Below are 18,269 nucleotides of genomic sequence, written 5' to 3' on the forward strand. Positions count from 1 at the left end.
AAAGACCCTGAGGTCGGCATCCATGTCGCAAGCGTCGATCCACCCCTGCCTCGAATGCGGCGCCTGCTGCGCGGCCTACCGCGTCGACTTCTCGGTCTACGAGCTTCAGGAGCACGGCGGCAGCGTGCCCGACGGCCTCGCCGTCGAGGTCAACGGCAACACGGCGCGCATGCGCGGTACCGACCACGTGCCGATCCGCTGCGCGGCGCTGGTTGGCACGGTAGGCGTTCGGGCGCACTGCGGCATCTACGAGTGGCGCCCAGGGCCGTGCCGCGAGCTGGAGCCGGGCAGCTACGGCTGCGAGAAGGCGCGCGCGCGGCACGGGCTCGCGCCGCTGGCGAGCGGCGCTACCTGACCGCGGTCACCTCGATCTCGACCTTGGCGCGGTCTTCCATCAGCGCCGCCACCTGCACCGCGCTCATCGCGATGCCGTAGTCGCCGATCAGCTCGCGGAACACCGCGCCGATCTCGCGGCCGCGCGCGAGGTACTCGCGCTTGTCGGTCACGTACCAGGTCATGCGCACGATGTGCTCGGGTCGCGCGTCGGCCTCGGCCAGCACCGCGACCACGTTGGCCAGCGCCTGGCGCACCTGGTCGACGAAGTCGTCGCTCTCGAAACGGCACTGCGCGTTCCAGCCGATCTGGCCGGCCACGCTGACCAGCGTGCCGCGCGCCGCGACGCCGTTGGCATAGCCCTTGGGCGGCGCCCAGCCGGCGGGCTGCAGCAGCTGCTTGGAAGGAATCGACGTCGTCATGCCTGGTTCTCCTGCCGCAGCCGGAAACGCTGCAGCTTGCCGGTCTCGGTGCGCGGCAGTTGGGCGCGGAACTCGATCGCGCGCGGGTACTTGTAGGGGGCGATGGTCTGCTTCACGAAGTCCTGCAGCGTCTTGACCATCGCCGCGTCGCCGGTCTCGCCGGGCTTGAGCACGACATAGGCCTTGACGATCTGGCCGCGCTCCTCGTCGGCCACGCCGACCACGCCGCACTCGGCCACCGCCGGGTGCGCGAGCAGCGCGACCTCGACCTCGGGACCGGCGATGTTGTAGCCGCTGCTGATGATCATGTCGTCGGTGCGCGCCTGGTAGACGAAGTAGCCGTCGGCGTCCATCAGGTAGGCGTCACCGGTGAGATTCCAGCCGCCTTGCACGTACTGCGATTGCCGGTCGTCGGCGAGGTAGCGACAGCCCGTCGGGCCCTTGACCGCGAGTCGGCCGACCTGGCCGGGCGGCAGCGGCTGCAGCGCCTCGTCGACCACGCAGGCGGTGTAGCCGGGCACCACGGTGCCGGTCGCACCGGGCTTCGCGTGCGCCTCGTCGTGCGAGATGAAGATGTGCAGCAACTCGGTGGAGCCGATGCCGTCGATGATCTCGATGCCCGTGGCCTCCTTCCACAGCGCGCGCGTCGCGGCGGGCAGCGCCTCGCCGGCCGAGACGCACTTGCGCAGCGAGCTCAGGTCATGCGCACCGTTGCCGGCCTTGATCGCCATCGCGATCGCGCGGTAGGACGTCGGCGCGGTGAAGCACACGCTCGCGCGGTGCTCGGCGATCGCCGCCGGCAGCGCATCGGGCGTCGCCTTCTCGATCAGCACCGTCGAGGCGCCGATCGACATCGGGAACAGCAGCAGGCCGCCGAGCCCGAAGGTGAAGGCCAGCGGCGGGCTGCCGATGAAGCGGTCGTCCCCGCGCGCCTTCAGCACATGGCGGGGCCAGCACAGGCAGGCGGCCATGACGTCGCGGTGGAAGTGCATCGTGCCCTTGGGCACGCCGGTCGTGCCCGAGGTGAAGGCGATCAGCGCCACGTCATCGGCGGCGGTCTTCACCGCCTCGAACTCGGGCGGCTTCGCGGCGGCGCGTCGCTCCAGCTCGCCGTCGCCCAGGAAATGCAGCACGTGCGCCAGCGTCGGGCACTGCGCCTTCGCGCTCGCGAGCTCGTCGGCCAGGCGCGCGTCGCACAAGGCATGCGTGATCTGCGCCTTGTCGATGATCGTGGTGAGCTCCTTGGCGCGCAGCAGCGGCATCGTGCCGACCGCGATGCCGCCGGCCTTCACCACCGCGAGCCAGCAGGCCGCGAGCATCGGCGTGTTCGCGCCGCGCAGCAGCACGCGGTTGCCGGGCACGAGGCCGAGCTCGTCGACCAGCACGCGCGCAATGCGGTTGACCTGCTGCTGCAGCTCGGCATAGCGCCAGTGCACACCGGCGCCGATCAGCGCCGGGCGGCCGCCCTCGCCGCGCTCGACCCACGCGTCGAGCAACTCGCCCACGCAGTTGAGCTGGGTCGGCAAGGCCTGCAGCTCGGGCAGGTCGAAGCGCATCTCGGGCCACTGCTCGCGCGGCGGCAGGCGGTCCCTGGCGAACGTGTCGACGTGAGCGCTCATTGGACTTGTGCCTCCTTCAACAACTCGCGGCCGATGATCAGCTGCTGCACCTCGGTCGCGCCTTCGTAGATGCGCAAGGCGCGGATCTCGCGGTAGAGCGACTCGACGACGCTGCCATGGCGCACGCCCTCGCCGCCGAACAGCTGCACCGCGGCGTCGATCACCTGCTGCGCGCCTTCGGTGGCCGCGAGCTTGGCCATCGCGGCTTCGCGCGTGACGCGCTGGCCCTGGTCGCGCAGCCAGGCGGCGCGGTAGGTCAGCAGCGCGGCCGACTCGATCGTCATCGCCATGTCGGCCAGCTTGGCCTGCGCGATCGGCAGGTCGGCCAGGTGGGCGCCGAACATGGGGCGCGTGCGGCTGCGCGCCAGCGCTTCGTCGAGCGCACGCCGCCCGAAGCCTAGCGCCGCCGCGGCGACCGAGGTGCGGAAGATGTCCAGCGTGCGCATCGCGAGCTTGAAGCCCTGGTTCGCCGCGCCGAGCTGGTTCGCCTTGGGCACGCGGCAGCCGGCGAAGCGCAGCCGCGCCAGCGGATGCGGCGCGATCACCTCGATGCGCTCGGCGATCTCGAAGCCCGGCGCGCCGGCCTCGACGACGAAGGCGCCGATGTCGGCGGTGCCGCGCTGGGCATCGCCGGTGCGCGCGAACACCACGTAGACATCGGCGATGCCGCCGTTGCTGATCCAGGTCTTCTCGCCGTCGAGCACCCAGGCGTCGCCCTCGTCGCGCGCGCGGCACTGCATTGCCGCGACGTCGGAGCCGGCGCCGGGCTCGCTCAGCGCAAAGGCCGCGATCGCGTCGCCGCGCGCCACCTTGGCGAGCCAGCGCGCGCGCTGCTCGGGCGTGCCCTCGAGCGAGATCGCACCGGAGCCGAGGCCTTGCATCGCGAACGCGAAGTCGGCCAGGCCGTGGTGGCGCGCGAGCGTCTCGCGCGCCAGGCAGATCGTGCGCGTGTCGATGACCTCGGCCGCGCCGCCGTGGGCGCTGCCGGCCACCGCATGGCGCAGCCAGCCGGCCTCGCCGAGCGCGCGCACCAGTTGCTTGCAGGTGGCGTCGACGTCGCCGTCGTGCGGCACGTGGGCCAGGGCCTGCGTGGCCCACGCGTCGAGTTCCTTCGCGAAGGCGCGATGGCGGTCTTCGAAGAACGGCCAGGCGAGATGGTCGTGCGGCGTCATGCGGTCATGCTCCTGTGCGTTGCCCCCTCGCCCCTGCCCTCTCCCCCTGGCGGGGGCGAAGGAGTGAACGGAAAGGAAGGCTCCCTCTCCCGCGCGCTGGAGAGGGCGGGGGTGAGGGCCAGGCGAGGCTTGCCCATCTCAATCCCCTTCAAAGACAGGCTTCTTCTTCGCCGCGAACGCCTCGTACGCCCGATGGAAGTCCCGCGTCATCATGCAGATCGCCTGCGCCTGCGCCTCCGACTCGATCGCCTCGTCGACGCCCATCGCCCACTCCTGATGCAGCATGCGCTTGGTCATGCCGTGCGCGAAGGTCGGGCCGGTGGCCAGCTCGGCGGCCCAGGCGATCGCCTCGCGCTCCAGCGCCTCGGGCTCGACCACGCGGTTCAGGAAGCCCCAGGCCAGCGCCTCGTCGCCGCTCATCGCGCGGCCGCTGTAGAGCAGCTCGCTCGCGCGGCCCTGGCCGATGATGCGCGGCAGGATGGCGCAGGCGCCCATGTCGCAGCCGGCCAGGCCCACGCGCGTGAACAGGAAGGCGGTCTTGCTGCGCGCGGTGCCCACGCGCAGGTCGGCCGACATCGCCATGATCGCGCCGGCGCCCGCGCACACGCCGTCGATCGCCGCGACGATGGGTTGCGGGCAGGCCCGCATCGCCTTGACCAGGTCGCCCGTCATGCGCGTGAACGCCAGCAAGTCCGGCATCGGCATCTTGGTCAGCGGGCCGATGATCTCGTGCACGTCGCCGCCCGAGCCGAAGTTGCCGCCTGCGCCGTGCACGACGACGAGCTTCACGTCGTCGGCGTAGGCGAGGTTGCGAAACAGCTCGCGCAGCTCGGCATAGGAGTCGAAGGTCAGCGGGTTCTTGCGCTCGGGCCGGTTGAGCGTGACCACGCCGACGCCGCCCGGCTCGACGCGCCAGAGAAAGTGCTCGGCGCGGTAGGCGGCCAGCGGCCGGCGGTTGCCGGCGGCGAGATGGGCATCGATCGGTCGTGTCATTCGGTGCTTCCTTGTCGGGCGAGGTGCTGCTTGAGCACGGCGAGCTGCTCGTGCATCGCGGCCTTCTGCTGCGGCGTCCAGCCGGCGAAGAGTTCGACGACCCAGGCTTCGTGCGTGGTCGCCATGCGCTTGAAGAACTTGCGCCCGGCGGGCGTGAGCCTGACCGAGAAGGCGCGCCGGTCGGTGGGGTGTGGCGCGCGCACGACCAGGCCTTCGGCTTCGAGCTGGTCAGTGATGCCGGTGACATTGCCGCCGGTGACCATCAGGCGCTTGGACAGCTCGCGCATCGTCAGGCCCTCGGGGTGGCGTTCGAGCTGTGCCATCAGGTCGAAGCGCGGCAAGGTGGTGCCGAACTCCGAGGCCAGGCGCTTGCGGATCGCGTCCTCGATGCGCGTGGTGCAGGAGAGCCAGCGCAGCCACAGCTTGAGCGCTTGGTGGTGCTCGTCCTGCACGCGCGATTCGAGGTCGGGCACGCCGGGGTCGTCGGCCAGTGCGCTCACATCACCTCCCCGCCGGCCACGGCGATCGCCTGGCCGGTGATCGCCGCGCTGTCCTCGCGCGCCAGCCACAGCACCGCCTGCGCCACTTCCTCGGGCTTGACCAGACGGCCTTGCGGATTGCTCGCTTCGAGCGCCGCGCGCGCGGCCGCCTCGTCGCGGCCCGTCTTGCGCACGATCTTGTCGATCGCCTCGCGCACGATCTCGGTGTCGGTGTAGCCGGGACAGACCGCGTTGACGGTCACGCCGGTCTTCGCGAGCTCCAGCGCGGCGGCGCGGGTGAGGCCGACGAGGCCGTGCTTGGCCGCGACATAGGGCGCGACGTAGGCGTAGCCCTTGAGCCCGGCGGTGCTGGCGACGTTGATCACGCGGCCGAAGCGGCGCTCGGCCATGCCGGGCAGCACCTGCTGCTGGCACAGGAAGGCGCCGGTCAGGTTGACGTCGAGCGCGCGGCGCCACTGCGTCGCGCTTGTTCGCGCGAGCGGCGCGGTCTCGACCGCGCCCGCGTTGTTGACGAGGGTATCGACCGGCGCGCGCTCGTGGGCCGCTTCGAACGCCTGCACGACCGAGGCCTCGTCGGTCACGTCGCAGACGACCGCATGCACCTGGCCGCCGAGCTTCACCACCGCCTGCAGCGCCTCGGTGCGCCGGCCCATCACGGTGACCATCGCGCCCTGGGACGCGAACGCGCGCGCGATCGCCGCGCCGATGCCGCTGCCGCCGCCGGTGACGACGACGTGGCGATTCGCGAAGACCCCCTCACCCCGGCCCTCTCCCCCTGCGGGGGCGAGGGAGGAAGAAGCCGGATCGCTCCCTCTCCCGCGCGCGGGAGAGGGCTGGGGTGAGGGCAAGGTGCTCGCCATCACACCCCCAGCGCCAGGTTGGCCTGCTCGAGCGCGCTCAACCCCGCCGTCTGCGCCGCGATCTGCCGCTCGCGCTCGACATTGCGGTCCAGCTGCGACTTGCCCGACAGGTACTGCACCGGCCACAGCAGGCCCGGCGCCTCGGTCACGCCCAGGCGCGCGGCCTCGTTGAGCGTCCAGGCCGGGTTCGCGAGGTGCGGCCGCGCGATCGCGCACAGGTCGGCGCGGCCGGCGGCGATGATGCCGTTGACCTGGTCGGCCTCGGTGATCGCGCCGACCGCCATCGTCGCGATGCCGACCTCGTTGCGGATCGCTTCCGCGAACGGCGTCTGGTAGAGGCGGCCGTAGACCGGCTTTTGCGCCTTGCTGACCTGGCCGCTGGAAACGTCGATCAGGTCGCAACCCGCGGCCTTGAAGGCGCGCGCGATCTCGATCGCGTCGTCCGGCGTGTTGCCGCCGGGCACCCAGTCGTGCGCCGAGACGCGCACCGACATCGGCCGCTCGGCCGGCCAGACCTTGCGCATCGCCTCGAACACCTCGAGCGGGAAGCGCAGCCGGTTGGCGAGCGAGCCGCCGTATTCGTCCGTGCGCTGGTTCGTGAGCGGCGACAGGAAGGCCGAGAACAGGTAGCCGTGCGCGCAGTGCAGCTCCAGCCAGTCGAAGCCGGCCTCGGCGCCGCGCCAGGCGGCGGTCACGAACTCGGCGACGATGCGGTCCATGTCGGCCCGCGTCATCGCACGCGACCAGTCGCTGACGCCGTCGAGGTACTGCTGCGGCGAGGCCGACAGCAGCGGCCAGTTGCCCTCCTTCAAGGGCAGGTCCTCGCCCTCCCAGGGCACGCGGGTCGAGCCCTTGGGGCCGCTGTGGCCCAACTGCAGCGCGATCTTGGCGCGCGTGCCGCCATGCACGAAATCGACGATGCGCGTCCAGGCCGCCTGCTGCGCGTCGCTCCACAAGCCGGTGCAGGCCGGCGTGATGCGCGCGTCGGGCGAGGGACAGGTCATCTCGGTGAACACCAGGCCGGCGCCGCCGAGCGCGCGTGCCCCGAGATGCACGAGGTGGTGGTCGGTCGGCAGGCCGTCGACCGCCGAATACTGCGCCATCGGCGAGACGACCACGCGGTTGGCGAGCGTGAGGCCGCGCAGCTTGAAGGGCGTGAGCATCGGCGGCGGCGCCTTGGCCGCTGCCGCGCTCGCGGCGGGCGCATCGGCCTGCGCGGCCGCCTTCTCGGCGACCCACGACTCCAGCTCGGCCACATAGCTGGCGTCGCGCACGCGCAGGTTCTCGTGAGAGATGCGCTGCGAGCGCGTGAGCAGCGAGTACGCGAACTGCTCGGGCGCGAGTCGCGCGTGGCGCTCGACGTTCTCGAACCATTCGGTCGAGTTGCGCGCGGCGTTCTGGATCTTCAGCACCTCGACGCTGCGCACCGCTTCGTAGCGGGCAAGCGCCGCGCGAAGGTCGCCGCGGTGCGCCTCGATCTCGGCCGCGAGGTCGATCGCGTCCTCCAGCGCGAGCTTGGTGCCCGAGCCGATCGAGAAGTGCGCGGTGTGCGCGGCGTCGCCCATCAGCACGACCGGCCGGTTGCCGCCCGGCCCGCCTTCGTGGTGTACCCAGCGCCTGCAGACCACGCGCGGGAAGCGGATCCACTGCGCCGAGCCGCGCAGGTGGGCGGCGTTGGAGATCAGCTTATGGCCTTCGAGCACGTCGGCGAACAGGCGCTCGCAGAACGCGATGCTCTCGTCCTTCTCCATCTGCTCGAGGCCGGCCGCGCGCCACACGGGCTCGGGCGTCTCGACGATGAAGGTGGAATGCGTCTGGTCGAAACGGTAGGCGTGGGCCTGGAACCAGCCGTGCGGCGTGTGCTGGAAGTCGAAGGTGAAGGCCTCGAACAGCCGCGTCGTGCCCAGCCACACGAAGCGGCAGCGGCGCAGGTCGACGTCGGGCTCGAAGGTCTGCGCGTACTTCTGGCGGATGCGGCTGTTCAGGCCGTCGCTGGCGATGATGAGGTCGGCGTCGATGGCCGCATCGTCGATCTCGGTCTCGAAGCGCAGCTCGACGCCGAGTTCCAGGCAGCGCTCCTGCAGGATGTTGAGCAGGCGCTTGCGGCCGATGCCGCAGAAGCCATGGCCGCCGGAGCGGATGCGCCGACCCTGGAAGCGCACCTCGATGTCGTCCCAGTGGTTGAAGGCGTCGAGGATCTTCTGCGCGGTGGGCGCGTCGGCGCGCTGCAGCGCGCCCAGGGTCTGGTCGGAGAAGACGACGCCCCAGCCGAAGGTGTCGAACGGCCGGTTGCGCTCGACCACGACGACCTCGCGCGACGGGTCGGCCTTCTTCATCAGCAGCGCGAAATACAGCCCCGCGGGGCCGCCGCCGATGCAGGCGATGCGCATGGGAGTGATCCTTTCCCGCGGCCGCCTCCGAAACAGAGCTGGCGCCGCGACTTGTGGGATTGAATTTAGAAGTGTATTGTTTAGGTGTCAAGCATATTTCCACGGCCTTCCGGCCCCCGCAGCGCGGTGCTACCGTGCGCCCTTGTCGTGAGCAAGACGTGAGCAAGACCTTCCAGCTCTGGGACATTTCCCCGCCGGTGCACGCCGGCGCGCCGGTGTTCCCCGGCGACACGCCCTACTCGCAGCGCTGGGCCGCCGAGATCGGCCCCGGCTGCCCGGTCAACGTCAGCGCGATCACGCTGAGCCCGCACGTCGGCGCGCATGCCGACGCGCCGCTGCACTACGACCCGGCGGGCGCCGCGATCGGCGCGCTCGAGCTCGCGCCCTTTCTCGGCCGCTGCCGCGTGATCCACGCGATCGGCGCGGCGCCGCTGGTGCGGCCCGAGCACATCGCGCATGCGCTCGGGCCCGACCTGCCGCCGCGCGTGCTGGTGCGCACCTACGCGAAAGCGCCGCTGGAGCGCTTCGACGACGCGCTGACGGCCTACGCGCCCGAGACCATCGAGCAGCTCGCCGACCGCGGCGTGGTGCTGGTCGGCATCGACACCGCGAGCATCGACCCGGCGTCGAGCAAGACGCTCGACAGCCACCAGGTGATCCGCCGTCGCGGCCTGCGCGTGCTCGAGAACCTGGTGCTCGACGACGTGCCCGAAGGCGACTACGAGCTGATCGCGCTGCCGCTCAAGCTCGTGACCTGCGACGCTTCTCCCGTGCGTGCCGTGCTGCGCCCATTGCCCTGAGGTTTTCATGATCCCGACCACCCGAGAACAAGCCCTCGCGCTCGACGCGCAGGACCCGCTGCACGGCCTGCGCGCCAACTTCACGCTGCCCGCCGGCGTGATCTACCTCGACGGCAACTCGCTCGGTGTGCTGCCCGCGGCCACCCCGGCGCGCGTGGCGCAGGTGGTGTCCGACGAATGGGGCCGCGACCTGATCAAGAGCTGGAACACCGCCGGCTGGATCGAGCTGCCGCAGCGCGTGGGCGACAAGATCGCGCGCCTGGTCGGCGCCGGCCCCGGCGAGCTGGTCGCCGCCGACTCGACCTCGGTGAACCTCTACAAGGTGCTGCACGCGGCCGCGGCGATCCAGCGCGCCGACCACCCCGGCAAGACGGTCATCCTCTCCGAGCGCAGCAACTTCCCGACCGACCTCTACATCGCCGAGTCGTTGGCGCGCGAGATGGGCTTCACGCTCGCGCTGGCCGACACGCCCGAAGCGGTCGAGCAGCGGCTCGACGAGCGCGTCGCGGTGCTGATGCTCACGCAGGTGAATTACCGCACCGGCGCGCTGCACGACATGGCCGCGCTGACCGCGCGGGCGCATGCCGTGGGCGCGCTGACGATCTGGGACCTGTGCCACAGCGCCGGCGCGCTGCCGGTCGAGCTCAAGGCCTGCGGCGCCGACTTCGCGATCGGCTGCGGCTACAAGTACCTCAACGGCGGCCCCGGCGCGCCGGCCTTCGTCTGGGTGAACCCCAAGCATGCCGACCGCTTCTGGCAGCCGCTGTCGGGCTGGATGGGCCACGCGGCGCCGTTCAAGTTCACGCCGGACTACCAGCCGGCGCCCGGCATCGCGCGCTACCTGTGCGGCACGCCGCAGGTGATCGGCATGGCCGCGCTCGAATGCGGCGTCGACAGCGTGCTCGCGGCCGAGCCCTTGGGCGGGCTGACCGCGCTGAGAGCGAAATCGATCGCGCTGACCGAGGCCTTCGCGGCGCTGGTCGAGCAGCGCTGCGAAGGGCACGGGCTCGCGGTCGTCTCGCCGCGCGAGGCCGCCCACCGCGGCTCGCAGGTCTGTCTCACGCGCAGCGAAGGTGCCTTCGCGATCGTGCAGGCGCTGATCGCACGCGGCGTGATCGGCGACTACCGCCAGGGCGACGAGCAGACACCCGACATCCTTCGCTTCGGCTTCACGCCGCTGTACATCGGCTTCGCCGAGGTGTGGGACGCGGTGGAGCAGCTGCGCCAGGTGATGGAAAGCCGTGAGTGGCAGCGCCCGGAGTTCAACCGCCGCCACGCCGTGACCTGAAAGACGACGATGAACGAACCGAAGAGCCCCGAACAGATCGTCGCCGACGAGCGCGCGCAGCTCGACTTCAGCCGCTCGATGAGCTATGGCGACTACCTGCAGCTCGACCAGGTGCTGAGCGCGCAAAAGCCGCTGTCGCCGGCGCACGACGAGCTGCTGTTCATCGTGCAGCACCAGACCTCCGAGCTGTGGATGAAGCTGATGCTGCACGAGCTGCGCGCCGCGATCGACGCGGTGGCGCGCGACGAGCTGCAGCCTGCGTTCAAGATGCTCGCGCGCGTCAGCAAGATCATGGAGCAGCTGGTCCACGCCTGGGACGTGCTCGCGACGATGACGCCGCCCGAGTACTCGGCGATCCGGCCCTACCTGGGCCCCAGCAGCGGCTTCCAGAGCTGGCAGTACCGCTGCATCGAGTTCAGCCTTGGCAACAAGAACCCGGCCATGCTCAAGCCGCACGAGCACCGGCCCGAGCGCCTGGCCGAGGTGGAAGCGGCGTTCAAGGCACCCTCGCTCTACGACGAGGCGCTGCGCCTGCTCGCGCGCCGCGGCATTGCCGTGCCCGCCAGCCACACGCAGCGCGACTGGTCCCAGCCCTACGCCGCGAGCGACGCGGTCGAGCAGGCCTGGCTCACGGTCTACCGCGCGCCGAACGCGCACTGGGATCTCTACCAGCTCGGCGAGGAGCTGATGGACCTCGAAGACGCGTTCCGGCTCTGGCGCTTTCGCCACGTGACGACCGTCGAGCGCGTGATCGGCTTCAAGCGCGGCACCGGCGGCACCGGCGGCGTGAGCTACCTGCGCAAGATGCTCGACGTGGTGCTGTTCCCCGAGATCTGGAAGCTGCGCACGGACCTGTAGGCCGCGCCGCTCAGGCTCGCGTTCCCCGCCACGAGGGCAGCACCAGGTCGACGCGCAGGCCGCCCGCGGGCGCCGACGCCAAGCGCAGCTCGCCGTCGTGCAGCGCCGCAAGCTCCTGCACGATCGCGAGTCCGAGCCCGCTGCCCGAGACCGACTCGTCGAGCCGCGCGCCGCGCGCCAGCGCGCTCTCGCGGCGCTCCGACGCGATGCCCGGTCCGTCGTCGTCGATGGTGATGTGCAGGCGCGGCGGCCCGTCGCCGGGCAGGCGCGCGGCCGAAACCTCGACCGCACCGCGCGCCCACTTGCAGGCGTTGTCGAGCAGGTTGCCGACCATCTCGTGCAGGTCCTCGGCCTCGCCGGCAAACACCAGGCCAGGCTCGACGCGATCGGCCGCCAGCCGCAGGCCGCGGTCGGCGTGCACGCGCCCCATCACGCGCAACAGGCCATCGATGACCGGTGCCACCTCGGTGTGCACGCCCGGCACGCCGCGCGCCGCCGCGGCGCGCGCACGCGCGAGATGCCAGTCCACGTGCCGGCGCGCCAGGCCCGCCTGCTCGTCGACCAGCGCCGGCAGTTCGGCCAGCGCCGCGGGGCGCTGCCGCGCGCCGGCGGCGGCCTGCATCAGCGCCGCCAGCGGCGTCTTGAGCGCATGGGCGAGGTTGCCGGCGTGCGCGCGTGCGCGCGCCACGATCGCCGCATTGCGATCGAGCACGCCGTTGAAGTCGTCGACCAGCGGCTGGACCTCCGACGGGAAGCGCCCCGAAAGCCGTTGCGCCCGCCCTTCGCGCACGTCCAGCAGCGCGCGCTGCAGCGCGTGCAGCGGCGCCAGCCCGAGCGTCACCTGGGCCACCGCGACGACCAGCAGCAAGGCGCACAGCACGCCGAGCGATGCCGCGAGCACGCCGTCGAACCGCCGCGCCGCCGCCTGCGTCTCGCGCACGTCGGCGGCCACGAGCACGCGCCAGGGCGCACGCGCGGCACCGTCGATGCGCACCGAGCGCTCGACCAGCAGCAACGATGCGCCAGCGGGCCCGCGAACCTCGTGCACATGGACCTCGCCGTCGGCCGGACGGTCGGCCGGCACCGCGAGCTGCGCATCCCACAGCGAACGCGAGCGCAGCGCAACGCGCCCCGACCCGCCCGCCGCCTCGTCGACCTGCCAGTACAGCCCCGAATAGGGCCGCTGCCAGCGCGGGTCGCTGAGCGCGGCCGGATCGAGCGTCGGCTCGCCCGCGCTTCCCGGCTCGACGGCCGCGACCACCTGGTCCAGCTGGGCCGTGAGCAGCTCGGCGAACTGCCGCGTGACGTGCTCGCGAAACAGGGCCGACAGCCACCACCCTGCCAGCAGCATCGCCGCCGCGACGGCGATCAGCGTCGCCGTCAGCAGGCGCCATCGCAGCGATCGCGGCCCTGTCGCGCGCGACGTCATGGCGGCGTCGCGAGCCGATAACCCAGGCCGCGCACGGTCTCGATCGCCTGCGCCGGCAGCTTGCGCCGCAGGCGGGCGACGAACACCTCGATGGTGTTCGAGTCGCGGTCCAGGTCCTGCGCGTACAGGTGCTCGCTGAGCTCGGTTCGCGAGACGATCTGCCCGGGCCGATGCATCAGGTAGGCCAGCAGCCGGTACTCGTGCGCCGTCAGCGCAACGGTGCGCCCGTCCAGCGTCACGCGACCGGATCGCGTGTCCAGCGCGAGCGGGCCGCAGCGCAGCAGCGGCGATGCAACGCCCTGCGAACGGCGGATCAGCGCTCGCAGGCGGGCGAGCAGCTCCTCGGCGTGGAAGGGCTTGGTCAGGTAGTCGTCGGCGCCGGCGTCGATGCCGGCCACTTTCTCGTGCCAGCGGTCGCGCGCGGTCAGGATCAACACCGGCATCGTGCGCCCGGCGGCGCGCCAGCGTTGCAGCACCGTCATGCCGTCGACGAGCGGAAGCCCCAGGTCGAGCACGACCGCGTCGAATGGCTCGGTCTCACCCAGGTGCTGCGCATCGCGGCCGTCGTGCGCCACGTCGACCGCATAGCCTGCCTCCTCCAGCCCGGCGCGAAGCTGGCTGCCCAGGGTCGGGTCGTCCTCGGCCAGCAGGATCCTCATCGGCGCGGCCCGAGCACTTGCGCTGTGCGCGCGTCGACCTCGAGCTTGCGCACCCGGCCGCCGGCTTCGAGCAGCTTCAGCTCGTAGATCCAGCGTCCGTCCTCGCGCTCGAGCTCGACCTCCAGCACCTGCCCCGGGTGGCTGCGTTGCACACGCTCCAGCAGCACCGGCAGCGGCAGCACCTCGCCGGCGCGCAGCGCCGCGAGGGCACGCTCGTGGTCGTCGCGCTCGCCGGCATGGGCCGCGGCCAGCAGGCAGGCCGCGGCCAGCGCGGCAGCCGCGACGCCTTGGACCGGCCGGCGCAGGCGGCGGATCGAAGGCGGGGCCGAGCGACCGGGGCACATGCCGCGATTGTTCACCGCGAGGCTGAACGGCCGATGAACGCGCCGTTCAGCGTGGATTCAAGCGCTCGCTCGAAGAATCCCTGCACCGACCCTCGGGCCGCTCACGCAGGAGACGACATGCCACACCGCACCCCGCCGCGCGCCGGCGCCGCCACCGCCCGCATGTCCGCCGCCGCGCTGCTGATCGCCCTCGGCTCGCTGGCGCCGGCGGCGCGGGCCGGCGACACGACGCCGCAGCAGCAACTCGCGCGCTTCGCCGCCGAGGCCGGCAGCCCCGGCCAGGCCGAGCGCGGTCGCGCGTTCTTCAGCGCCCGTCACGGGGGCCAGTGGTCGTGCGCCTCGTGCCACGGCGAGCCACCGCTTTCGCCGGGCAAGCACGCCAGCACCGGCAAGCCGATCCAGCCGCTGGCGCCGGCCGCCAACCCCGAGGCCTTCACCGATGCCGCGAAGGTCGACAAGTGGTTCCGCCGCAATTGCAAGGACGTGGTCCAGCGCGAATGCAGCGCCGCCGAGAAGGCCGACGTGCTGAGCTACCTGAGCAGCCTGAAGCGCTGAAGCCACCGCAGGAGAGTCTTCGATGAACAGCGTCTCCTTCCTTCGCCCGGCCCTCGCGGCCCTGATCGGCGCGGCCTTCGCCACCTTGGCGCCGGCCGGCGAGTCAGGCTCGATGCCGGCCTCCGTGCCGCCGGCCTACACGCGCGAGTGCGCCTCCTGCCACGTCGCCTACCCGCCGGGCCTGCTGCCGGCGGCGTCGTGGCAGCGCCTGATGACCGGTCTGGACCGGCATTTCGGCTCGGATGCCTCGCTCGACCCCGACACCGTGCGGCAGCTGTCGATCTGGCTGCAGGCCCACGCCGGCAGCGCGCGGCGCATGCGCGAAGCGCCGCCGCAGGACCGCATCACGCGTTCCGCGTGGTTCAGGCGCGAGCACGCCGAGATCGCACCCGCCGTCTGGTCGCTGCCCTCGGTCAGGAGCCCGGCGAACTGCGCCGCCTGCCACGTCGGCGCCGACCGCGGCGTCTTCGACGAGGACGAGCTGCGTTTCCCGGCGGGCCTGGACAGGCGCGACCGCCGCGCCTGGCAGTGAACGAACGCCCTGAACCCCTTGCGAGGAGGACCGCATGCACCCCACCACCGGCTCCATGATCGGCTCGCGCGCGCCGGACGCGCCGCCATCGCGCGGGCGGCGCGTCGTCGACGCCCCGATGCGCATGTTCCATTGGCTCTTGGCGCTGAGCTTCGCCGGCGCCTGGTTGAGCGCCGAGTCGGAGCACTGGCGAGCGATGCACGTCACGCTCGGCTACACGATGGCCGGGCTGCTCGGCTGGCGCATCGCCTACGGGCTCGTCGGTCCGCGGCAAGCGCGGCTTTCCGTGCTGCTGGGCAAGCTCGGCGGCGCGCGCGAATGGCTGCGCTCGCTGCGTCAAGACGGGACACCGCGCTGGCGGCCCTTGCAGAACCTCGTGATGGCCGGCGCCGTCGTGGCGCTGCTGGCCCTCGTCGGCCCGCTCGCGTTGAGCGGCTACGCCGTCTACGCGGACTGGGGCGGCGAGTGGCTCGAAGAGCTGCACGAGTTGTTCGCGAATGCCTTGCTTGCCGTCGTGTTCGCGCACCTGGCGGCGATCGTCCTGCTCAGCCTGCTGCGACGACGCAACCAGGCGCTGCCGATGCTCACCGGCCGCGTACCGGAACCCGGACCGGACGTGGTGCGCGCCAATCGCCGTCCGCTGGCCACGGCGCTGCTGGCCGCCGTGCTGGCCTTCGGCGCCTGGCAGTGGCACGAGGCGCCCGGCGGGCTGCTGCCGGCGGCGAACGACGCCGCGACGGCGAACCGCGGCCACCACGACGACCGCGACTGACGCCCCCGATCCGAATCACCGGAGAAGCGACATGACCCTCTACGTCTGCCCCGCCTGCGGCCTCGTCTACGACGAAAGCGTCGGCCTGCCCGACCACGGCATCGCGCCCGGCACGCCCTGGTCCGCCATTCCCGACGACTGGCGCTGCCCCGAGTGCAACGTGAGCAAGCGCGACTTCATGCCGATCGAAGGCTGAGGCCTCGCGGAACGCCGGCCCGCGCCGGGCTCGTCGTGGCGTCGAGGCACCTCCTTGTCCTGCGTCAACGCCCTCGCCTCGCGGCGACCCCAGACTCGCCGGATGGCGAACTCGTCGGCCGCTTCGGCCCCCGCGGCTTCATCCGGGCCGCCGCACACCGTCGTCGACGACCTGCAGGCGGGGGTGACGGCCGTCATCCTGGCATCGCTCGGGCTCGCGCTGCTCAACAGCGCCGGCCTGATGACCGGCGGAACGCCGGGGCTCGGATTCCTGCTGAGCTACGCGAGCGGCATGCCGCTGGGCATCGCGCTGTTCCTTGCCAACCTGCCTTTCTACTGGCTGGGGTGGCGCGCGATCGGCCCGCGCTTCACGCTTCGGACCCTGGCCGCGGTCAGTGCGCTGGCGCTCGGCGTCGCGGCCGTGCAGCAGGTGCTCGTGGTGCGCACGCAGCCGCTGTACGCCGCGCTGGCCGGCGGCGTGCTCATCGGCACCGCCTTGCTGGTCATGTTCCGCCACCGCGCGAGCTTCGGCGGCATCAACATCCTGGCGCTGTGCCTGCACCAGCGCTTCGGCTGGTCGACCGGCAAGGTGCAGCTGGCCGTTGACCTCTGCATCCTCGCGGGCGCGTTCTTCGTGATGGACGCGCGGCGTGTCGGCCTGTCGGTGCTCGGCGCGCTGGCGTTGAACGCGGTGCTGGTCTGGAATCATCGTCCGGGCCGCTACCTGGCGGAAAGCTGCCACGCTCGTCGTCCCGCGGCGCCGGGCGCGCGCGGCGATTGACGCGCCGCAAGGGCTTTGCGGGCGCGATGGCGATCATGTCGGCATGGATGACGGCCACCCCTTCGATCAGTTGCTTGCCGCGGCCGCCGCACAGCCGGACCGCCAGGTCCTGCTGTTCGTGTTCGCTGCCGCGCAGCTGCCCTCCGACGCCACGCCGGCCCAGCGCGATCGCTACGACGCGGGCGCCGGCGGCGAGCTCACGCCGCTGATGTGCGTGGAGAAGCCACTGGACGAACTGACCTCGTTCGAAGCCCTGGTCAGCGAGTCGCGCGACGTCGGCCCGCCGTGGCAGGTGGTGTTCGTCGCCGGGCTCGGCGGCCACGGCGATGAACCGCCGTCGCCCCGGTCGGTCGAGTCCTCGCTGCACACGATGATCGAGCGCGTCAAGCACGGCGCGGTGCAGGGCCTGCTCGCGCTGTCGCCGCGCGGCGAGGTGCTGACCTTCGAGTGAGGCTCTCGCTGTCTCGCTGTCTCGCGGACCTCGCCGGCCTCACTGGAACTTCAGCATCGGGTTTTGCGCTCTCAGGCGATCGAGCTTGCTCGCGTAGAAGCTGCGGTCGCCCTGCGTCGTGCTGAACGCGATCGCCTGGTCCATCTGGCGGCGCGCGCCGGGCAGGTCGCCCAGCCGCGCATGGACGACCGCGAGCCAGAACCTGAACTCGTGGTAGCTCGGGTAGCGCTCGACCACGCGCGCGATGAGGTCGCGCGCCGACTCGTTGTCGCCGGCCGCCATCGCGGCCAGCCCTTGGCGCAGTTGGTCGAAGGGCGAGGCCGGCTGCAGCGCGGCGAGGCGGCGGTCCACCACCTCGGCCTCGCCGTGGCGGCCCTGGTCGGCCAGCGCCAGGCGCAGGTTGGCCAGCAGCATCGGCTGGTCGGGGCTCCTCGCGAGCAGGCCGCGCAGCACCTGTTCGGCCAGCGCCGGCGCGCCGCGGCGGCGGTAGATCACCGCCAGCGTGTTCGCGCTGTCGCCGTAACCCGGCGCGATGCGCAGCGCCGCGCGCACCCAGGCGTAGGCGTCGTCGAGCCGGCCCTCGGCGAGGCTTTCGACCGCACGGTTGTTCATGAACATCGCGACGACCGTCGATTCGTCGATCTCGCGCACGCCGTAGCGCCGCAGGTCCTCGGGCGGCAGGAAGTCGATCACCATCGGGTCCACTTCCTGGCGGGTGCGGCCGATGTCCATCGGCCGTCCGCCGAGCGAAAGGTTGACGTGGCCGACGGCCAGCATCAGGTCGCCGCGGCGGTCGAGTTCGTCGTGCACGTCGACGCGCTGGTAGCGCACCGACAGGCCCAGCATCTTCGCGAACGCGCTGGTCATGATGACCATCGACAGGCAGTTGCCGCGCCGTGCATCGAAGGCCTCGGCCGCGTTGCGCGTGACCTCGGAGTCGAACTCCAGGCGCAGCGCGCCGGCGCGCTGCAGCTCGGCCATCAGCCACTGCCGCCGGTCGCGCATCTGCGGGCGCTCGGCGCGCGCAGCCTCGAGGTGGCGGCGCATCGCCTCGCTGGGCCGGAACACGGCCTCGGCGTCGACCGGCTGCGAGGGCGCGGCGAACAGCTCGTCGTGCAGCAGTTCCGGCGCCAGCGGCGGACCGCCGGTGGCAGCGCAGCCGGCGGCCAGCAGCGCGGCGGCCCAGATCGACACGGCGGCGGCGCAGCGGCCGGCCGTGCGGCGAGTCATTCCATGAACCGTGCGCCCGAGCATGCCGGCCACTCCTCGAAACCCCGGCAACGATGGTCGCGCGGCGGCGGCGCTTGTCAATCGGT

Annotated in this window: 21 protein-coding genes; 10 read left to right on the forward strand and 11 right to left on the reverse strand. The window is 72.0% G+C overall.

Features of this window, described 5'->3' with window-relative positions:
• The first annotated feature begins 22 nt into the window (after positions 1–22).
• Positions 23–355 (forward strand): YkgJ family cysteine cluster protein, encoded by a 333-nt coding sequence (locus ACO2TI_RS21765; RefSeq protein ID WP_423287376.1) that lies wholly within the window; start codon positions 23–25, stop codon positions 353–355.
• Here ACO2TI_RS21765 and ACO2TI_RS21770 read toward each other — a convergent pair.
• From ACO2TI_RS21770 to ACO2TI_RS21800, 7 genes are all read right to left on the reverse strand, one after another.
• Positions 348–755: a RidA family protein gene (locus tag ACO2TI_RS21770; RefSeq protein WP_423287378.1), complete on the reverse strand. Its 408-nt coding sequence runs from the start codon at positions 753–755 to the stop codon at positions 348–350. The two genes, ACO2TI_RS21765 and ACO2TI_RS21770, sit on opposite strands and share 8 nt — an antisense overlap.
• Positions 752–2,374 carry an AMP-binding protein gene (locus ACO2TI_RS21775; protein WP_423287380.1) on the reverse strand — a complete coding sequence of 541 codons (1,623 nt, stop codon included), beginning with the start codon at positions 2,372–2,374 and terminating at the stop codon, positions 752–754. The genes ACO2TI_RS21770 and ACO2TI_RS21775 overlap by 4 nt, the downstream gene beginning before the upstream one ends.
• Positions 2,371–3,546, reverse strand: a complete 1,176-nt coding sequence (locus ACO2TI_RS21780) for an acyl-CoA dehydrogenase family protein (RefSeq protein WP_423287382.1) — start codon at positions 3,544–3,546, stop codon at positions 2,371–2,373. The genes ACO2TI_RS21775 and ACO2TI_RS21780 overlap by 4 nt, the downstream gene beginning before the upstream one ends.
• Before the next feature lie 138 nt (positions 3,547–3,684).
• On the reverse strand, positions 3,685–4,539 hold the full coding sequence (locus tag ACO2TI_RS21785; RefSeq protein WP_423287384.1) for an enoyl-CoA hydratase family protein: 855 nt from the start codon (positions 4,537–4,539) through the stop codon (positions 3,685–3,687).
• Entirely contained in the window at positions 4,536–5,039 is a 504-nt protein-coding gene (locus tag ACO2TI_RS21790; RefSeq protein ID WP_423287386.1) for a MarR family winged helix-turn-helix transcriptional regulator, read from the reverse strand. The genes ACO2TI_RS21785 and ACO2TI_RS21790 overlap by 4 nt, the downstream gene beginning before the upstream one ends.
• Positions 5,036–5,899 carry an SDR family NAD(P)-dependent oxidoreductase gene (locus ACO2TI_RS21795; protein ID WP_423287388.1) on the reverse strand — a complete coding sequence of 288 codons (864 nt, stop codon included), beginning with the start codon at positions 5,897–5,899 and terminating at the stop codon, positions 5,036–5,038. The genes ACO2TI_RS21790 and ACO2TI_RS21795 overlap by 4 nt, the downstream gene beginning before the upstream one ends.
• A complete protein-coding gene (locus ACO2TI_RS21800; RefSeq protein ID WP_423287390.1) occupies positions 5,899–8,289 on the reverse strand; it encodes a bifunctional salicylyl-CoA 5-hydroxylase/oxidoreductase in 2,391 nt (796 codons plus the stop codon). Before ACO2TI_RS21800 ends, ACO2TI_RS21795 begins: the two co-directional genes overlap by 1 nt.
• Before the next feature lie 158 nt (positions 8,290–8,447).
• Here ACO2TI_RS21800 and kynB point away from each other — a divergent pair, with 158 nt between their 5' ends.
• Genes kynB through kynA form a run of 3 tightly spaced genes read left to right on the forward strand, consistent with a single transcriptional unit; the run spans position 8,448 to position 11,235 of the window.
• A complete protein-coding gene (gene kynB / locus ACO2TI_RS21805) occupies positions 8,448–9,089 on the forward strand; it encodes an arylformamidase (RefSeq protein WP_423287392.1) in 642 nt (213 codons plus the stop codon).
• Positions 9,090–9,096: 7 nt separating this feature from the next.
• The gene (gene kynU, locus ACO2TI_RS21810; protein ID WP_423287394.1) at positions 9,097–10,377 is read left to right on the forward strand and encodes a kynureninase; all 1,281 of its coding nucleotides are present in this window, start codon (positions 9,097–9,099) and stop codon (positions 10,375–10,377) included.
• A gap of 9 nt (positions 10,378–10,386) precedes the next feature.
• Entirely contained in the window at positions 10,387–11,235 is an 849-nt protein-coding gene (gene kynA, locus ACO2TI_RS21815; RefSeq protein WP_423287396.1) for a tryptophan 2,3-dioxygenase, read from the forward strand.
• Positions 11,236–11,245: 10 nt separating this feature from the next.
• On the opposite strand, the gene ACO2TI_RS21820 is transcribed toward kynA, so the two are convergent.
• Genes ACO2TI_RS21820 through ACO2TI_RS21830 form a run of 3 tightly spaced genes read right to left on the reverse strand, consistent with a single transcriptional unit; the run spans position 11,246 to position 13,667 of the window.
• Positions 11,246–12,664, reverse strand: coding sequence for an ATP-binding protein (locus tag ACO2TI_RS21820; RefSeq protein WP_423287398.1), 1,419 nt, complete (start codon positions 12,662–12,664; stop codon positions 11,246–11,248).
• Complete coding sequence (locus ACO2TI_RS21825; protein WP_423287400.1) at positions 12,661–13,323, reverse strand: response regulator transcription factor; 663 nt, start codon at positions 13,321–13,323, stop codon at positions 12,661–12,663. Before ACO2TI_RS21825 ends, ACO2TI_RS21820 begins: the two co-directional genes overlap by 4 nt.
• A complete protein-coding gene (locus tag ACO2TI_RS21830; protein WP_423287402.1) occupies positions 13,320–13,667 on the reverse strand; it encodes a PepSY domain-containing protein in 348 nt (115 codons plus the stop codon). The genes ACO2TI_RS21825 and ACO2TI_RS21830 overlap by 4 nt, the downstream gene beginning before the upstream one ends.
• Before the next feature lie 117 nt (positions 13,668–13,784).
• Here ACO2TI_RS21830 and ACO2TI_RS21835 point away from each other — a divergent pair, with 117 nt between their 5' ends.
• The 6 genes from ACO2TI_RS21835 to ACO2TI_RS21860 all read left to right on the forward strand — a co-directional run bounded on the left by ACO2TI_RS21835 (position 13,785) and on the right by ACO2TI_RS21860 (position 16,953).
• Positions 13,785–14,222 carry a DUF1924 domain-containing protein gene (locus ACO2TI_RS21835; RefSeq protein WP_423287404.1) on the forward strand — a complete coding sequence of 146 codons (438 nt, stop codon included), beginning with the start codon at positions 13,785–13,787 and terminating at the stop codon, positions 14,220–14,222.
• A 22-nt stretch (positions 14,223–14,244) separates the two neighbouring features.
• Complete coding sequence (locus ACO2TI_RS21840; protein ID WP_423287406.1) at positions 14,245–14,754, forward strand: diheme cytochrome c; 510 nt, start codon at positions 14,245–14,247, stop codon at positions 14,752–14,754.
• Positions 14,755–14,788: 34 nt separating this feature from the next.
• Positions 14,789–15,526 (forward strand): cytochrome b/b6 domain-containing protein, encoded by a 738-nt coding sequence (locus ACO2TI_RS21845; RefSeq protein ID WP_423287408.1) that lies wholly within the window; start codon positions 14,789–14,791, stop codon positions 15,524–15,526.
• A 31-nt stretch (positions 15,527–15,557) separates the two neighbouring features.
• Complete coding sequence (locus ACO2TI_RS21850; protein ID WP_423287410.1) at positions 15,558–15,722, forward strand: rubredoxin; 165 nt, start codon at positions 15,558–15,560, stop codon at positions 15,720–15,722.
• Between the two features lie 102 nt (positions 15,723–15,824).
• Positions 15,825–16,502, forward strand: a complete 678-nt coding sequence (locus tag ACO2TI_RS21855) for a YitT family protein (protein WP_423287412.1) — start codon at positions 15,825–15,827, stop codon at positions 16,500–16,502.
• A gap of 43 nt (positions 16,503–16,545) precedes the next feature.
• Complete coding sequence (locus tag ACO2TI_RS21860) at positions 16,546–16,953, forward strand: ribonucleotide reductase subunit alpha (RefSeq protein ID WP_423287414.1); 408 nt, start codon at positions 16,546–16,548, stop codon at positions 16,951–16,953.
• Between the two features lie 39 nt (positions 16,954–16,992).
• Here the strand turns inward: ACO2TI_RS21860 and ACO2TI_RS21865 are convergent, their stop codons facing one another.
• Complete coding sequence (locus tag ACO2TI_RS21865) at positions 16,993–18,183, reverse strand: tetratricopeptide repeat protein (RefSeq protein ID WP_423287416.1); 1,191 nt, start codon at positions 18,181–18,183, stop codon at positions 16,993–16,995.
• Positions 18,184–18,269: the final 86 nt, after the last annotated feature.

The sequence above is a fragment of the Caldimonas sp. KR1-144 genome (assembly GCF_049446155.1).
Lineage (GTDB): Bacteria > Pseudomonadota > Gammaproteobacteria > Burkholderiales > Burkholderiaceae_C > Rivibacter.

What these genes read in the sequence shown, in the direction of transcription:
- ACO2TI_RS21830 (WP_423287402.1), bottom strand. Translation starts at nt 13,667, where the DNA reads ATGTGCCCCGGTCGCTCGGCCCCGCCTTCGATCCGCCGCCTGCGCCGG.
- ACO2TI_RS21780 (WP_423287382.1), bottom strand. Translation starts at nt 3,546, where the DNA reads ATGACGCCGCACGACCATCTCGCCTGGCCGTTCTTCGAAGACCGCCAT.
- kynU (WP_423287394.1), top strand. Translation starts at nt 9,097, where the DNA reads ATGATCCCGACCACCCGAGAACAAGCCCTCGCGCTCGACGCGCAGGAC.
- ACO2TI_RS21860 (WP_423287414.1), top strand. Translation starts at nt 16,546, where the DNA reads ATGGATGACGGCCACCCCTTCGATCAGTTGCTTGCCGCGGCCGCCGCA.
- ACO2TI_RS21850 (WP_423287410.1), top strand. Translation starts at nt 15,558, where the DNA reads ATGACCCTCTACGTCTGCCCCGCCTGCGGCCTCGTCTACGACGAAAGC.
- ACO2TI_RS21825 (WP_423287400.1), bottom strand. Translation starts at nt 13,323, where the DNA reads ATGAGGATCCTGCTGGCCGAGGACGACCCGACCCTGGGCAGCCAGCTT.
- ACO2TI_RS21840 (WP_423287406.1), top strand. Translation starts at nt 14,245, where the DNA reads ATGAACAGCGTCTCCTTCCTTCGCCCGGCCCTCGCGGCCCTGATCGGC.
- ACO2TI_RS21765 (WP_423287376.1), top strand. Translation starts at nt 23, where the DNA reads ATGTCGCAAGCGTCGATCCACCCCTGCCTCGAATGCGGCGCCTGCTGC.
- kynA (WP_423287396.1), top strand. Translation starts at nt 10,387, where the DNA reads ATGAACGAACCGAAGAGCCCCGAACAGATCGTCGCCGACGAGCGCGCG.
- ACO2TI_RS21855 (WP_423287412.1), top strand. Translation starts at nt 15,825, where the DNA reads ATGGCGAACTCGTCGGCCGCTTCGGCCCCCGCGGCTTCATCCGGGCCG.
- ACO2TI_RS21795 (WP_423287388.1), bottom strand. Translation starts at nt 5,899, where the DNA reads ATGGCGAGCACCTTGCCCTCACCCCAGCCCTCTCCCGCGCGCGGGAGA.
- ACO2TI_RS21785 (WP_423287384.1), bottom strand. Translation starts at nt 4,539, where the DNA reads ATGACACGACCGATCGATGCCCATCTCGCCGCCGGCAACCGCCGGCCG.
- ACO2TI_RS21865 (WP_423287416.1), bottom strand. Translation starts at nt 18,183, where the DNA reads ATGACTCGCCGCACGGCCGGCCGCTGCGCCGCCGCCGTGTCGATCTGG.
- ACO2TI_RS21820 (WP_423287398.1), bottom strand. Translation starts at nt 12,664, where the DNA reads ATGACGTCGCGCGCGACAGGGCCGCGATCGCTGCGATGGCGCCTGCTG.
- ACO2TI_RS21775 (WP_423287380.1), bottom strand. Translation starts at nt 2,374, where the DNA reads ATGAGCGCTCACGTCGACACGTTCGCCAGGGACCGCCTGCCGCCGCGC.
- ACO2TI_RS21770 (WP_423287378.1), bottom strand. Translation starts at nt 755, where the DNA reads ATGACGACGTCGATTCCTTCCAAGCAGCTGCTGCAGCCCGCCGGCTGG.
- ACO2TI_RS21800 (WP_423287390.1), bottom strand. Translation starts at nt 8,289, where the DNA reads ATGCGCATCGCCTGCATCGGCGGCGGCCCCGCGGGGCTGTATTTCGCG.
- ACO2TI_RS21845 (WP_423287408.1), top strand. Translation starts at nt 14,789, where the DNA reads ATGCACCCCACCACCGGCTCCATGATCGGCTCGCGCGCGCCGGACGCG.
- ACO2TI_RS21835 (WP_423287404.1), top strand. Translation starts at nt 13,785, where the DNA reads ATGCCACACCGCACCCCGCCGCGCGCCGGCGCCGCCACCGCCCGCATG.